This window comes from Streptomyces caatingaensis (genome assembly GCF_001187435.1).
Taxonomy (GTDB): Bacteria; Actinomycetota; Actinomycetes; order Streptomycetales; family Streptomycetaceae; genus Streptomyces; species Streptomyces caatingaensis.
The window spans coordinates 290,523-304,878 of sequence record NZ_LFXA01000002.1 but is presented as its reverse complement, the minus strand read 5'-3'; the positions used below and the strand labels follow the sequence as shown (position 1 = coordinate 304,878).

Here is a 14,356-nt window from a genome sequence, read left to right as displayed (position 1 = left end):
CGAATTCTGAAGGGTCCACTTGCAGGAACTCGCGGGTCGATTGTCCTGAACGGCGGGTCTGAGGCCCTGTGTTCGAGAACCGGCCAGCAAATACCCTGTGGGGCACGGTCTGCACCAGACCAGTCGGCGTGCTGTCAGTGCTGTACGAGAGCCTAGTTCGACCGTACGACCATCTTCCCACCCAGGCCATCCTGTCCTGGCCTGATGGGTGACTGACAAGCAGCGACAGGACCAAGCGTAGCTCGCGGTCAGCGGCTCGGACCTGAAAGGAACGTCATGGGCGCAGAGTGGGACTGGGGCAATGACCGAGGCGTTTTGGAGTGGCTGACTGAACTGATCAGCGTCAAGATCGGTCTCGCCGTCTCGGATTCAGCTCTCCGGACGTCCACCAGGACCAGTGCAACTCGCCTTCTGTCAAAGCGCGCTGGATACAAGGAGGCTTACGAGAAACTGGGACGACACACCCTAGAGGAATTCGGCCTGGACGGCACCGTCAAGGCCGGACGAGGGATCATCCCGGGCGTGCATGACAGGGTTGGGGACCTGAGTCTTGCCGTTCGAGCATCCGCCTTCGTCCATGCGCGCCTACACAGGCCAAGAGACATAGAACGGGAAGAGAAGTCCTTCTTGCTGGAGGGGATTTCACCCGGAGCCGCGAGCATACATATCCCAATCACCCGTGTCGAGCCAGCGCGCGCACGCGAGCTGATCTCTGAGGCTCAGCGGAAGCACGGAGCCGAGCTGAGAAAGGCCGTATCGGACACCATCGAAGAAATGAATTTTCGCGTATCACGGAACCTGGTCATTCCCAGCGATGAAAGGCGCTGGCCAGATGTGATCGAACTCGCCGAGCTCTTCGAGTCGGAGTCCGTCACAGCCTCCTGTGGCAGGTTCTTTGACCAGCGGTTCGTCAACTACCTCGCCAATAACTATGAAGAAATCGGATCTGTGAACTGGAGGAAGTTCGAGGCACTGGTGGCAGAGTATTTCCATCGAGCGGGTTACGAAGTTCAGCTTGGGGCTGGCAGAAATGACAATGGTGTAGATGTTCGCGTGTGGGAGTCCGGCACAGGCATCGATGAGTCACCCCCTACAGTGATCATTCAGTGCAAGCGGGAGAAGCGGAAGATCTCAAAGGTCGTCATTAAGGCTCTCGCTGAAGATGTGCGATGGGAGAAAGCGAAGAAGGGAATGCTGGTTGCGACTGTGGACTGGTCACCAGGCGCTAGGGAGGTTGCGAAGACACGGAGTTTCCCGTTGGAGGAGGTGAACGGGGATGCGGTGCATAGGTGGCTTCGGGAGATGCGGAGTATGGGCAGTGGGCTCTGGATCCTTGGGTAGTTCAACCGCTGCTCGAAGTCCTCGGCCTCCTGCGGCATCTCCAGGCGGCGCGGAGCACCAAGCGAGCGCACCACCACAAGAGCCATCAACACCCCAGATCAGGAGATCCGACCGTGCATCGACAATGCCAGCGAACCGTCAAGGTTCCTGACGGAACGTCTTCCTTTGCGCTCGAAGGAGTGCACCCGCACCAACCTGGTCACACGCCCGACCTGCGACTTCGGAACGACGTAGAACTCGCGGGACTTCAGACGGTGGCAGGGTGAAGGACTTCTGGGAGACCCACCACTGGCCCGAAGGGGAACGGCGCGCCCACTGGCACGTGCTCTTCGACGACCAGCCGGCCGTGCACGCCTTCGTCCGTGACCATGCCGAGCTGCTCGGCCGCCATCGCGAGCTCGCCCCGGTCCCCGTCGAGTGGCTGCATGCCACGATCCAGTCCATCGGCCCCCTCTCCCCCGGCCAGGCCGACGCCGTCGCCGCAGCTGCCCAGTCGGCCGCGCGGGACATCGCGCCGTTCGAGCTCGAGATCGGCCCCGCCCAGACCATCCACAACGGGATCATCGCCGCGCTCTACCCGGAGGAGCCGATCTCCGCCCTCTACCGGATGCTGCGGCAGGCCACGGAAAGCGTCCTAGGCGCCGGTGTACTGCCGATTCCACGGGACGCGAAGTTTTGGCCTCACATGAGCCTGGCGTACAGCAGCGCCCACTGGGACGCCGACAACCTCGCGAAGGCGCTGGTCAAGCTCCGCCCGCCCCGGGCCCGGATGACCGTGACCCGGGCGGTCCTGGTGGACCAGCAGCAGCTCTGGCGCGACCGGTACGCCTGGACCCCGATCGCCGAAGCTCGACTTGGCCAAGGCCCTCGGCCGGACGCTGTACCGGCCGCCGCCCGAAGGGAAGGACACTGACCATGAGGAAGTTCATCCCGCAGTTCCAGGGGGCCGCGTGGGCCGACGGCATGCGCGTCCTGCACGCCTACCTGCTCCCGGACCTGACGGTCGACCGGCATCTCGCGCAGCTGGTATCGGCCTGCCGCGAGGCGATGCGGCCGTTCCCGATCACGCTGCTCGGCAATTCACGGCTCCACGTCACCGTCGAGATGGTCGCCGACACCAGCTCGGACAACATCGGCCCGGACGAACGCGCCGTGCTGGTCGACGTCCTGGAGCGGCATCTCGCCGGGGCGGCGCCGTTCCGGGCGACGGCCGGCTCCCCAGTGGCCAACAAGGCCGGCGCTCTGCTGGATCTCTCCCCCGACGGCCCCATGGAGGACCTGCGAGGCCGGGTCCGAGATGCCTTCCGCGAGGCCCGCGGCCCCGAGGTGATCCAGCACGATGGAGGCCGACATCACCTCTCTCTCGGGTATAGCTGGGCTACCGCCGACAGCGATCCCCTCCAAAGTGCCCTGCGGCGCATCGCGCCCAGCCACGCCGTCTTCCACGTCGACCGTGTGCACCTGCTGGACGTCCAGTTCCGTGAACGCGCCCGCGAGGACGGAAACACGGCCTGGGAGATCTCATGGACGCCGGTCGCCGCGATCCCGCTGACGGCGTGACCCGCCCTCGTTCGCCGCAGGGGCGGGGGGCGGTGGATGTGTACCGCCGTATCCGCGAGACGGCGGGCGACCCTGCGTGATCTGATGCGTTCCAGGCGTCGGAGCCAGTACCGCTCGACTCGAAACTACGCCCGCGATCCGGGAGTTCCGCCTCCGGGTCGCGTAACTGCCAGAGGAGATGGGCATGAGGAAGTCGACGGCTGGTGACGGGCCGTGGCAGGCGGCTCTTCGCCGGGCCACGGACACGGCAGCCTCACGCCTGGGCAGCGTGGATGAGGACTGCTGGGACGACGTCGCGATCCGCGACATCATCGCCGTGACCCTCTATGCCCTCCATGTGCGCGACGGTCGCGACGTCGACGACGTGCCGTGGGCGTCGGTGCTGTGGTGGCTGTGGGACGACGAGCGCGTTATCGCGCTGGTCGAGGAGACCGTTCCTGGCGCCGACGCCGCCATGGGCTCTGCCGGTGGTCCGGGCGCCTCGGCGGATCCGGTGGCCGCGCGGTGGTGCTGGCTGAACAGGACCTGGGATCCCGACGCACCCCTGCATCGCCGTAGTCGCGCCTCTCGGCCGGACGACATGCTCCAGCAATCGCGGGGCCTCGGCCAGGAGCTCCTGCCCGCGGTAGAGGCGCGGTGGGAGGGCATGAGCCGGGGCATCGCCAATGCTCTTCCGGACCCGGCCATCGAGATCTGTACCCACTGGGCCGCTGGTGCCGTCGCCGCCGCCCTCAGCGCCGCGAACGGCGGATACGAAGTCCACCAGCGCGTCCGCGCGACGGCCGGCGCCTTCGAGGGTCAGGCCGGCTATGTGTCCGACGTCGGCTGGGAGTTCGACGACACAGCGCAGCAGGTGATCGGGCCCGCGGGCTACGTGGTCGACTTCGATGACGTCCAGGGCACCGTAGGCGTCGACTCGGAGCACCTGGCGCCGGCGACCGATCACCGGTGGCCGCGGCGGAGTCCGGGATCACTGAAGGACGGACCGCCGGCCGGACTGGACGACCGGCTGGCCCAGATCCCGCACCCTACGTGCGCCGAGGACCTGGACGTCCTTCTCGGGCGGGCGAGCAATCCGCAGAGAGTGCCGGAGGAGCTGCGGCAGCTGATCCGGGCTGCGCATCAGCACCATCATCTCGATGTCCGGCGGCAGGCCAGCCCCCGGCCGCATCGAGTGACGGTGCAGAGGGTCCTGCACTGGTACCAGCTGGCCGAGCACTATCCCGGTGGCCCGGAGGACCGTGCCGAGGTGTGGGAGGTCCGGGTCACCCGGCACCTGCACGACGAGGAACCCGAGTGCTCGCTGGCGCTGGACCGCAAGGAGGCGGAGGAGCTTGCCGAGCGCCTGTTGCGAGCGTCGTGACGGCGCACGACCCGAGGGTCAGGCGCCAGGGGCTGTGGTGAGGTGGGTGAGCAGGAGGGCGGTGGCGCTGGGGGCGTCGGTGATCCGGCCGACGCGTACCGCTTCGACGGCCTCGTGCAGCGGCCACCGGAGGACGGTCATCCCGATCTCCGTGATCTCGCGGGCCTGCCGCCCGGGACGCAGCCTGGTGGCAAGGAAGAGGTGTGTGCGTGCCCTGGTGGTGGAGGGCAGCGGGTCGACAATGCCCAGGGGGCGCAGGTTGTCCGCAATGAGCCCGGTCTCTTCTTCCAGTTCCCGCAGGGCCGCGGTACGGGGGTCCTGGCCGTCCGTTCCACCGCCGGGCAGGTGGATCATGCGCCGCTGTGGGAGATAGAAGTCGTCCTCCACGAGCACCACCTCACCGTTGCCGTCGAGCGCGACGATCCGGACGCCGTCGGCGACCGCAATGTGGTCGTACACACCCGGGCTGCCGTCGGGCCGGAGCACGCCGTCGCGGTGCAGCGTGACGAACGCTCCCCGGTGCAGGACCTGCGTCCCCATGCGTGTCCATCCCATGGCTGCCGGCCCCCCTCGTTCGTCGCCACCAGCACGGTGACGGGGATGTCAGAAGGACAGGGACCACATCGGTGCCAGCGCGCGGTCGAGACCCTGGATGAAGCCGGGGCCCCATCGCGTGAACGTGTCCTCCCAGACCTCGTCCGGCGCGCCGTCCGGCGGCCGGTGATCCACGCGCAGTCGCTGCCACTGGATGGCGACCGGGTCATCCGGGGCGTCGGGGTCGTGGCCCGCCGCGCGCAGCCGCCGCTCCCACTCCTCTTCCCCCTTGCTGAACCGGCTGCCGGGGTCTCCGCGCAGTTCGTCGACCTGGGCCCGCGTCACCTGCTCCGGGCTGATTCCCTCGGTCTTCGCGATCACGTACAGAGCGATCGTCAGGGCCGCCGCGCCGTCGGCGAGGAGTACGCCGTCGACGTTCGTTCCTCGCCCCTCCCACAGGGGTCCCACCAGCTCGATGGTTCGTTCCCAGGAAGCCTGCCAGGCCGCAGGGCCTCCTTCGCCCTGCCACTCCCGCAGCTGGTCCAGAATCAACGGCATGACGGTGTGCCCCCTCGGTCTTGAGCGTGCTGCCCGGCGTGGCCGCCAGCGCGTTCGGTGAAGACCCATGAGACCACGGAACCGGAACGGTGATCCGGGCATTGCGCCCACCGGATCCAGCCACACATACCGCCAGCAGCCCATCACGGAACAAGGCACGCAAAGTCGCCTGTCCAACGGTGCCCTCGGCGTCATCAGCGGCCCCGCCTTGCTGTCGGCGTCGGCCTGCTGAAACGCTGGCCCCGCACGGCATCCGTCATCACACCGCGGCAGCCCTGGGAAAGAGGGGCTCCGCGATCCGCACCCTGGGGGGCACGGCGCTCGCATGCTGATCCGACAAGCCGAGTTCGACGACGCTCGAAAGCTGACCGGCACACTGGTCAACGACCCGAACCTGTGGTCCACCACCGCCTTGCTCGTCGAGGACGGCCTGGCTCACAACGCCGACCGCCTCTCGCCGTTGCTGGCCGCGTGGTCACAGATCGCCGTAGCGGCCACGGGCGCCTCCGGCCCGCCGTTCGCCGGGGTCACCGACCCAGAAGCCCGCTGGGTGCACCTCGGGCGCGACCTGTGCGGCGCCGCCTGCCAAGGCGAGCCGGCCGACATCACGAGCGCCGCGGAACGGTGCACTGTCGAGCTGGCGCCGGACGAACGCGTACTGCTGGTCGAGCACCTGGGCAAGCACGTCTCCGATACGCTCCGCCTGGCCGGCGGGCTGGAGGAGCTGCTGGAACAGGACAAGGCGCACGAGGAGTTCGCCGCCGCACCGAACGCGGGGTGGGTGAGCGCCGCGGCCTGGGCGATCTGTGCCCTGACCGAAATGCACCACGCCGAAGCGGACCGGGCCATCACCCGTCTCGTCGCCGACGAAGGACACGGCGCCAGCCTGTGGCGGACGTGGGCGCAGGTGGCCGCTTCGATCATGTCGCCGGAGTACCTCAAGCACCTGACCCCGTTCCCGCAGGACTCGGCTACCTATCCCGTCGGGCTGCCCCAGCGCGCGGTCGAGGCTGTCCACGGCACGACCAGGATGATCAAGCGCGCTCAGGCGGAGTTCGCCGCCCAGTCCCAAGACGATCAGGTCATGCTGGCCTTCGAACTGGCCATGATGATTGCCGCCGTCCGTGCGCAGCCCGCCCGGAAGGCGGCGCGCCAGGCCGAGCGCGTGATCGGCCATGCCCCATTGGATGCGGAGCAGGAGGCGATGCGCAGCGTCGTCGGGTCCCTCATGGATGAGCTGCCGGATGGAATCGTCGAGCGGACGGGCCGGATGCACGCTCTGTCGCGTCGCGCGGTCCTGGCGTTCATCGACGAGGACGCCCAGACCCTGGCTGCGGTCGTGGACCGGATCGCCTCGTGGGACGACGATCCCGGCCGGCTGCCGTATCCGCAGCCGCGCTTCCAGTTCGCCTCCCGGCAGGCCCTCGCGCTGGCCAACGACCTCTTCTACCAGGCGGAGACGCACGGCGCCCACATCTCCAACCGGGCCGCCGCCGGCGGCGCCGGTGATCTGATCGCACGGCATGCGCCGGCGGAACACCGGGCGGCCGCGCAGCGTCTGCTGACCGCCATGAACGAAGACGGCCGCGACGCCGAGTTCAGTCCGACGGCCGGGGACGAGGCTCCCGGGCTGCTGGCGTTCGCCGCGACCGCTGCCTGGCTGTGCGTCCACCCCAAGGTCCACCGCTCCCGGGAATCCGCCCGCCTGGCCCTGATCCAGGAGATCAGGGAGAGCGAGGCCAAGGCCCTCAAGACGCCCGACCGCGAAATGATCAACGAGATCAGCGACCAGGACGCGCTCCACCTCCTCGGCCAGCTCTACGACGGGGACTACCCCCTGCCCCGCGATGCCGGCGAACGGGCCGTGTGGGAGGCGGACATCATCGCCGTCGCGAAGCAGCACCTGCTGGAGACCCCCGCCGATGCCACCACGCCGGAGCAGAAGGCGGCCCTGTGTGAGCGTGTGAGTGCCATCCTGCGCGCGGCGGAGGGCACTCCTCGACGCACGCCGCCGCCCCCGGACCGCACCGGTGTGGTCCGTACCCAGCCGAAGCGGACACCCAAGCGCAAGCGCAAGGGCAAGTAGGCACCAGCACCGGCTCCTCCGGCCACGGGCCGGAGGAGCCGGTCGAGCGGCGGCTCAGTTCTCGAAGAGTGATCCGAGGGTGTCGTGGGAGCGTTGCTGGGCGTCGGCGACAAGGTCCTCGGCGCGGTCGGCCAGGGTCACCTGCAGCTGGCCGCTGCTCAGGCGGGCGAGGATGTCCCGGGCGCTGAGGCCGACCGGGACCCGCAGCTGGCCGGCGTGCGCGAGCAGCACCTCGTGCGCCGTACCCGCCGCCCATTCCTGTACCTCCCGCCCGGTGCGTTCGAACGACTTCCACAGGCGGCGCACCTCTTCCAGAGGCCCGCGCTCCGGCCGCGGCCCGACGTCGGAGATCACGCGGCTGAGGAGTTCGTCGACCCTGTAGAGGCCGCCGAACCGGCCGGGCAGGAGGTCCGCGGCCGGCATCAGCGGGGTGCGGGCGACGGCAGACCCGTCGGCGGGGTCGTCCAGGCCCTCGGCACGCGCCGTGACGAACAGAGCCAGGGTGACCAGGCGGTTCACCAACGGCAGCCGCCCGGCGCCTTCAGCATCGGTCCCCCTCCACGCGGCGGGCGTGCGGACGCGGTGCCAGCCCACCAGGGCACCGGCCCACGTCGAACACGCCTCCCACACCGTGGTGAACGTCCGGTCCACGCCGAACGGCGCCTCCTCGTCCTCCAGCTCCAAGACGCGCACCCGGTCACTGGACACCAGCAGGGGCTCGAACTGGACGCCTCGATCACCCGTGGCGCCCAGTCGCACCAAGTAGGACGGCGGCGGGCCGGAGTTGACGTCGCGGGCTTCGTCATCGAGCCCCCATGCCGGAAGGATCACGGTGGCAGACCCGCCGTCCTCCTCACCGCCGACGATCCGAACACGGGTCTGGGGAGCGATGCCGCCACGTTGGAGGGTCAACGCCGCATTGGCCGCCATGAGCGCCCAGTCGGTCCCGATGTCCACTGCGGGATCCGGATGCTCACGGCGGTAGACACGCTGCAGGCCGTCCCAACGCGGTGCACTCCCCGGCGCAGGACGCTCATCGGCGTACGCGGCCTCGGGCCAGGTCCGTGTCAGCCACAGCCACCGCGCCACCACAGGATCATCCGCGGCCCCGACCGTGTCCGGGACGCTGTCCGTGCCCGCGGCGAGACGGTCGCCGACCAGCGGGACGACCAGACCCCGCAGGTGCCCGGGGCCTTGCTGCAGGTGCCACAGCAGCGATCCGAGACCGACCGCACCGACCCCGCCCTGGATGCTCTTCCCCAAGGCGGCGAAGGTCATGGACAGGATGCCGGTGACCGCCGTCCACTCCCACGTGCCACGAGGATCATCCGGCTTCCCCAGGTAACTGGCGGCCACCTCCGATCCGCGCTCGCAGGCCCGCTCCCACTCCTCCACCACTGTGTCCTCCCCTCCTGCCGACTAGACCCTGGACAGCCGGTCGGCTATCGGAAGATCGTAGGGCTCGCTGCCGCAGACCGGAGCCGGGTGGGTAGGAGCCGCGACCACCAAGGCCGGTACGCAGCAGCGGAACGGACCAGCCTCGTCACAGCCGTCAGGGCCTCCCTACCTGCTGGCGTGTACGCCGCGGAAGGGAACTCCTGCAATCCCACCGCGTCGCCCAGCAACGCCACAAGACGACCATCCATCCGGTTAACCTGCCGGACTCCCGAGGCGACGAACGCCACCGTGATCGCATCACCCGAGATGACGGCGGCAGACTCACGCGAAACGGCGAGCGGCGTGAGTGCGGTGTCCGTCCCCGGGTCCGTGCTCAGGGGCAAGCGAAACGGTTCGCTCTGATCAAGCACACGGAGCAGACGAAGATCAAAGGTGTTCGGCTTCCAACCCCCGGTCTCGACCTCGGCCCTCAGATGCTCAGCCCTAAAGCACAGCTCCCGCAGCGATCCAGCCCCCAGCCCATTCAGCATGTGCCGATCTTGGCATGCAGAGCCGACTGGGCAGCACCCTTCGGGCGCATCCGGTCCACAGGGCCTTCTACCCCGTGAATACCGGCAGGGATTCCAGTCCCCGCATGAGCCGCGTACGGCGCCACCGGAGTTCTTCGGCCGCTACGGCGAGGCGCAATCCAGGGAATCGGGTCAGGAGCGCGCGAAGGGCGATCTCCGCCTCGGCGAGGGCGAGCGGCGCTCCCAGGCATCGGTGGATGCCGTGGCCGAAGGCCAGGTGTCCCCGGGCGTCGCGGCCGGTGTCAGGGTGGTCGGGGGCCGGGTACCGCGCAGGGTCTCGGTTGGCTGCTCCAGGAGAAATGAGTACAGGTACCCCGGCCGGGATCTCGGTCTCACCGAGGGTGAGCGCCTCGGTGCTGTAGCGGAAGGTCGCGATCCCGACCGGCGAGTCGTAGCGCAGCAGTTCGTCCAGCACATTGCCGATCCGGCAGGGGTCGGTGCGTACGTGGTCGAGAAGACCGGGGTGCTGGAGCAGCGCCAGGGTGGCGTTGCCGATGAAGTTCGTGGTGGTTTCGTGGCCGGCGATGAGCAGGAGGACGGCGAGGGAGACGAGTTCGTCCTCACTGAGCTGGTCGCCTTCGTCCCGGACGGTGATGAGGTCGCGCAAGAGGCTGTTGTCCGGTTCGGCGCGCTTGGCCGCGATGAGGTCGGCCATGTAGCCAGCCACGGCGTGGGAGGCAGCGTCGATCCGTTCGGGCTGCCCGGCGGCGAAGAGGTCGTTGGACCAGGCTCGGACTTGTGCGCGGTCGGACTCGGGTACGCCGAGCAGTTGGCAGATCACCGTGACCGGCAGCGGGATGGCCAGGGCGGCCACGAGGTCGGCTTCGCCGTCCATCGGGAGGTCGTCGAGGAGGCGGTCGACGGTGTGCTCGATGTACGGGCGCAGGCGGGCGACGGCGCCGGTGGTGAATGCCTTGGTCACCAGGCGGCGGAGCCGTGTGTGCTGGGGCGGGTCGGTGGCAAGCATGTTGTGCGCGATCGCGGGGTGCAGGTTGCGGTGGGAGGGGCGGCCGGCGAAGAACCGCGCGGTGTCCTTGGACAGTCGCGGGTCCCTGAAGGCCGCCTTCGCCTCGGCGTAGCCGGTCACCAGGTAGCTGGACCTGCCGCCGGAGCCGGTGGTCACCTGCTGGACAGGGGCTGCTTCCCGGAGTTGGTCGTAGAAGGGGTAGGGGTTGTGGAGGAACTCCGGGCACGACAGCGGGTCGCTCATGGTGTGGGGACAGCTTCCTTTTCCTGGGCGGCCTCGGTGGTGGTCGCGCGCACGACGTCGCTGTTGGCGTATGCCTGGGCGACGAGCAGCAGCCACTCGGTCTCGGCTCTCAGGTTGCCCTCTCGTTCGTCAGTGCCGGGTGCAGGCCGGGCGATGTCCCCGTTCGGTCTCAGGCCGCGGTGCTTGGCCCGGACAGCATCTTTGAGTACAGCCGCTTCCACCGTGGCGTACCCGCGGAGCGTGTCGGCTTCACCGAGCTGGGCCAGGGCGTGTGTGGTGGCTTGCTGGACGCGTCCGGAGCGGTAGGCCCTCAGGGTCAGGATGCCGTCGTTGATCTCGATGACGCGGCGGTGGAGGAAGAAGTCAGCGTCGGCCTCGGCTACTTCGCCGGAGTTGATGGTGGCGAGGACGATGTCGGGGCTGACCTCGGCCAGCTCGCTCCATAGGGGCGCGAGGGCCTTGAAGGAGCGGGTCTCCCAGCGTTTGCGGGCCAGTTGGCTGATGGGCCAGGCCAGTGCGGGCAGGGTCAGGCCGGAGACGACCAGCAGCACGCTGACGGCGGGCGCGGCAACGCTGAAGGTGCAGCGCACGGGGGTGAAGATGCTGGAGCACCGGTAGCCATGCGTGATCAGGCCCAGGTCGAATCCGAGGGAGACCAGGGTGAAGATCTTGTAGCAGCAGTAGACCAGGGCGGAGGCGCAGCCGGCGGAGGCTAGGCGCAGTCCGATGCGTTGGCTTGTCCGGCGGGATCGGCAGGACTGTTTCCAGGTCTGCACGAGGAATTCGCCGACGGTGATGCCCAGGTAGGTGATGTAGACGAAGAGGTAGAGCGCGTAGAGCTGGGGCGAGAACCGGTCTTCGTCGCCGGCGATGAACAGCCCGCTCATCACGGAGACTGCGGAGACCAGGTAGGTCAGGCGCAGGCGAATGCGTCGGCGAGCTGTGTCAGGGTCGCTGATCTGGAACATGAAGGCCAGGACCGCGGTGGCGGCGGTCAGGCTGGCGCAGTTGCTGACGAGCCGGGAGCCGTGGGGGATGACGGACTCGACGACGTAGCGGCCGGCGGGAGCATACGCGGCGAAGGCCACCCAGAGCGAGGCGAAGATGGCGACCATGGCGTTCGCGCCCACGGGGCGTCGGTTCGTGCGGCGGCCCCGGACGAACCAGAAGATGACCGCCAGCATGAGGATGTCCGCGGTGTGGAAAATGAGGGGTGGAGTCACAGTCTTTTGCGCTTTTTCTGGGGGAAGTTGGCGAAGAGGGCTTCCCAGCGTTCGCTTCGGTCGTGGGGCTGGCTGGGCGGCAATTCCATTCCGCGGTAGATGCGCTGGCGGATGACGGTGGCCATGACTTCCGCCTCGCGCTCGTCGTCGGTGCGGTAGCTGGTACGGCCGGACATCCGCCGGACGAGCGTGGGGTTGAGCCCGAGCGCCTCGTCCGTACCTCCGCCCAGCGACAGGGTGCCCGGGTGATCACACAGGACGTGGCCGATTTCGTGGGCGAGGATGTGCATCTGGTGGAGCGCGGAGGTGCCTCGCTCGAAGTACAAAAGGTCAGCCGTGGCCGTTTCCACGCGGATGCCGCATGGCAGGTCGCCCGTGACCGCGGTGTCCATGGGGCGCAGGATGATCGGTTTGCCGCGGAGTTCGGCGACGGCGTCGCATAGCTGTTGGGTGCCGAAGCGGTGGGGAAGGTTCAGGGCTTCGAGCCGCTCCGAGCAGGCCGTGCGCAGCCGATCGTCCATGTTCTCCTCCAGTTCCCTCCGGGTCCGTCGGCGCCGCTCCGGGCTTCCCGTGCGGGTGCGACGCCTGCGGTGTTGTCGCGTTTAGGACGGCTTCACCAGCTCTCACCGGCGCTGTGATGCGGCCGTACGGGGACCATGCCGCTCGTGCGCTGGTCGCGGGTTAGTGCCCCATGGCGACGCCGCCGTCGACCGGGATCACCGCTCCGGTGATGTAGGCGGCCTCGGGGCTGGCAATGAACTTGACGGCGTGGGCGATCTCTTCGGGTGCCGCGGCACGGCGCAGGGGGATCTGCTCGAGGATGTGCTGCTTGCGCTCGTCCGGCAGGGCGGCGGTCATGTCGGTATCCGTCAGGCCAGGGGCGACGATATTGACGGTGATGCCGCGGGAGCCGAGCTCCTTGGCCAGGGAGCGGCCGAATCCGACAAGGCCGGCCTTGGAGGCCGCGTAGTTCGACTGGCCCGCCTCGCCGGCGAGGGCGACTGCGGAAGCGATCAGGACGATGCGGCCCTTGCGGGCGCGGAGCATGCCTCGGGCCGCTTGTTTGGCGACGCGGAAGGCTCCCACGAGGTTGGCGTCCAGGACGGTGAGAAAGTCGGCCTCGTCCATGCGCAGGAGCAGGTTGTCCTTGGTGATGCCGGCGTTGGCGACGAGGACCTCGACGGGCCCCTGCTCCTGTTCGATCGCCGAGAAAGCCTGGGCGACCTGGTCTGCGTCGGTGACGTCGCAGCGCACGCCGAACAGTCCCTCCGGCGGCTCGCCGCTGCGATAGGTGACCGCGACCCGGTCCCCCGCGGTCGAGAGTGCGCGGGCGATGGCCAGTCCGATCCCCCGGTTTCCACCCGTGACAAGAACAGAGCGCGACATTGCGATTTAAACTTTCTCGAATTGAACTTCTGTGTCGGCCGATCGCTCAATGACCAGCCCCTGCATTCTGCACCTTCACAATCGCCACTCGGAGTGGCGACAGTCGATGTGACGCTGCCTGCGTTAGACCAATCGAGGACTCCTCGCACGCAAGACCTGTTACCCCCTGACCTCGCCGTGACCTCGTCAGTTGGCTCGCGCATCGACCGTTCTGGAGGCACGATCAGAATTGACCGCTGCCCATGCGTACAGAGGAAGGACCGCGCCCACCATGGAAATCGGTGACAGACATCTCAAAGGTGTCAGGCCGTCAGAGAACGAGCTTGGGCAGCTGCTCGTCTCCTGGCGCGAGAGGCTCGACCCGCGGAGGATCCCCGGCATCGATACGCAGCGGCGCCGCCTGAGATCCGGCCTCACTCAGCAGGAGGTGGCCACCCTGACAGGGGTGAGCGTCACCTGGTACCGCAAGCTGGAGAAGGGCGAGCCGGCCGATTTCTCGGACGCCTTCCTGCAGCGGCTCACCATGACACTGCGTTTGGACGAAACCGAGCGCGGAGTGCTGTTTCAGCTGGCCGTAGGCCGGACGCCCGAGCCGACCCGCCTGGCCGTGGACACAGCGGTCGACGAGAGCATGCAAGCCCTCCTGGATACCCAGCTCCCGAATCCGGCCTACGTCACCAACCTCTGGTGGGACATCGTCGCGCACAACGATCAGCAGGCGGACTGGTTCCCGTGGATTCCGTACGAGCGGAACAGCATGCGATGGGCCTTTCTCTACCCGGAGGCCCGCGAGCAGCTGGTCAACTGGCGGGATGACTGGGCGGATCCCTTTCTGGCGCAAATCCGGGTGGCCATCGCGCATAACCCGAAGAGCAAGGAGCTGGCGAAGCTCCGGGACGACATCCTCGCTGGAAACGCAGAGGCGGCCGAACTCTGGAAGGAAAACCGGACTCAGGTACATCCTGATGGGGATATCCGGCGTCTGCGGCTTCCATACCATCAGAGGGAAGAGGTGCCGGTGAAAATCATGGCCCTGGCCCCGTTGCGCAATACGCAGCTGCGATTCATCGTGCTCATGCGCGATTGGGCACCGCGCCGCTGATAGCCAACGCAGCCGCCTCGCCCCCG

Annotated in this window: 14 protein-coding genes; 6 read left to right on the top strand and 8 right to left on the bottom strand. The window is 68.2% G+C overall.

Going from position 1 to position 14,356, the window contains the following annotated elements; all coding sequences use genetic code 11:
- Window positions 1–276: 276 nt before the first annotated feature.
- The 4 genes from AC230_RS30580 (at window position 277) to AC230_RS02165 (ending at window position 4,264) form a co-directional block, all read left to right on the top strand.
- Complete coding sequence (locus AC230_RS30580; protein WP_078870885.1) at window positions 277–1,341, top strand: restriction endonuclease; 1,065 nt, start codon at window positions 277–279, stop codon at window positions 1,339–1,341.
- 262 nt (window positions 1,342–1,603) lie between these two features.
- Window positions 1,604–2,254 (top strand): 2'-5' RNA ligase family protein, encoded by a 651-nt coding sequence (locus tag AC230_RS02175; RefSeq protein WP_049714207.1) that lies wholly within the window; start codon window positions 1,604–1,606, stop codon window positions 2,252–2,254.
- A gap of 2 nt (window positions 2,255–2,256) precedes the next feature.
- Window positions 2,257–2,901, top strand: a complete 645-nt coding sequence (locus AC230_RS02170) for a 2'-5' RNA ligase family protein (RefSeq protein ID WP_049714206.1) — start codon at window positions 2,257–2,259, stop codon at window positions 2,899–2,901.
- A gap of 184 nt (window positions 2,902–3,085) precedes the next feature.
- Window positions 3,086–4,264 (top strand): hypothetical protein, encoded by a 1,179-nt coding sequence (locus tag AC230_RS02165; RefSeq protein WP_049714205.1) that lies wholly within the window; start codon window positions 3,086–3,088, stop codon window positions 4,262–4,264.
- Between the two features lie 18 nt (window positions 4,265–4,282).
- Here the strand turns inward: AC230_RS02165 and AC230_RS02160 are convergent, their stop codons facing one another.
- Together AC230_RS02160 and AC230_RS02155 are read right to left on the bottom strand one after the other, a co-directional pair.
- Window positions 4,283–4,804, bottom strand: a complete 522-nt coding sequence (locus tag AC230_RS02160) for an NUDIX domain-containing protein (protein WP_049714204.1) — start codon at window positions 4,802–4,804, stop codon at window positions 4,283–4,285.
- A gap of 63 nt (window positions 4,805–4,867) precedes the next feature.
- Window positions 4,868–5,356, bottom strand: coding sequence for a hypothetical protein (locus tag AC230_RS02155; protein ID WP_157868483.1), 489 nt, complete (start codon window positions 5,354–5,356; stop codon window positions 4,868–4,870).
- 325 nt (window positions 5,357–5,681) lie between these two features.
- On the opposite strand from AC230_RS02155, the gene AC230_RS02150 reads away from it, so the two are divergent.
- The gene (locus AC230_RS02150) at window positions 5,682–7,442 is read left to right on the top strand and encodes a hypothetical protein (RefSeq protein ID WP_049714202.1); all 1,761 of its coding nucleotides are present in this window, start codon (window positions 5,682–5,684) and stop codon (window positions 7,440–7,442) included.
- A 54-nt stretch (window positions 7,443–7,496) separates the two neighbouring features.
- Here AC230_RS02150 and AC230_RS02145 read toward each other — a convergent pair whose 3' ends face one another.
- The 6 genes from AC230_RS02145 to fabG form a co-directional block, all read right to left on the bottom strand.
- Window positions 7,497–8,840, bottom strand: a complete 1,344-nt coding sequence (locus AC230_RS02145; RefSeq protein ID WP_049714201.1) for a hypothetical protein — start codon at window positions 8,838–8,840, stop codon at window positions 7,497–7,499.
- A 44-nt stretch (window positions 8,841–8,884) separates the two neighbouring features.
- Window positions 8,885–9,370, bottom strand: coding sequence for a hypothetical protein (locus AC230_RS02140; RefSeq protein ID WP_049714200.1), 486 nt, complete (start codon window positions 9,368–9,370; stop codon window positions 8,885–8,887).
- 67 nt (window positions 9,371–9,437) lie between these two features.
- Window positions 9,438–10,619, bottom strand: coding sequence for a cytochrome P450 family protein (locus AC230_RS02135; protein WP_049714199.1), 1,182 nt, complete (start codon window positions 10,617–10,619; stop codon window positions 9,438–9,440).
- Window positions 10,616–11,803 (bottom strand): MAB_1171c family putative transporter, encoded by a 1,188-nt coding sequence (locus AC230_RS02130; protein ID WP_206743341.1) that lies wholly within the window; start codon window positions 11,801–11,803, stop codon window positions 10,616–10,618. The genes AC230_RS02135 and AC230_RS02130 overlap by 4 nt, the downstream gene beginning before the upstream one ends.
- A gap of 35 nt (window positions 11,804–11,838) precedes the next feature.
- Window positions 11,839–12,363: a M48 family metalloprotease gene (locus AC230_RS02125; protein ID WP_049714198.1), complete on the bottom strand. Its 525-nt coding sequence runs from the start codon at window positions 12,361–12,363 to the stop codon at window positions 11,839–11,841.
- A gap of 160 nt (window positions 12,364–12,523) precedes the next feature.
- Window positions 12,524–13,228, bottom strand: coding sequence for a 3-oxoacyl-ACP reductase FabG (fabG, locus tag AC230_RS02120; protein ID WP_049714197.1), 705 nt, complete (start codon window positions 13,226–13,228; stop codon window positions 12,524–12,526).
- A 271-nt stretch (window positions 13,229–13,499) separates the two neighbouring features.
- Between fabG and AC230_RS30575 the strand changes: the two genes are divergently transcribed.
- The gene (locus AC230_RS30575) at window positions 13,500–14,330 is read left to right on the top strand and encodes a helix-turn-helix transcriptional regulator (RefSeq protein ID WP_078870883.1); all 831 of its coding nucleotides are present in this window, start codon (window positions 13,500–13,502) and stop codon (window positions 14,328–14,330) included.
- The last annotated feature ends 26 nt before the right edge of the window (window positions 14,331–14,356 follow it).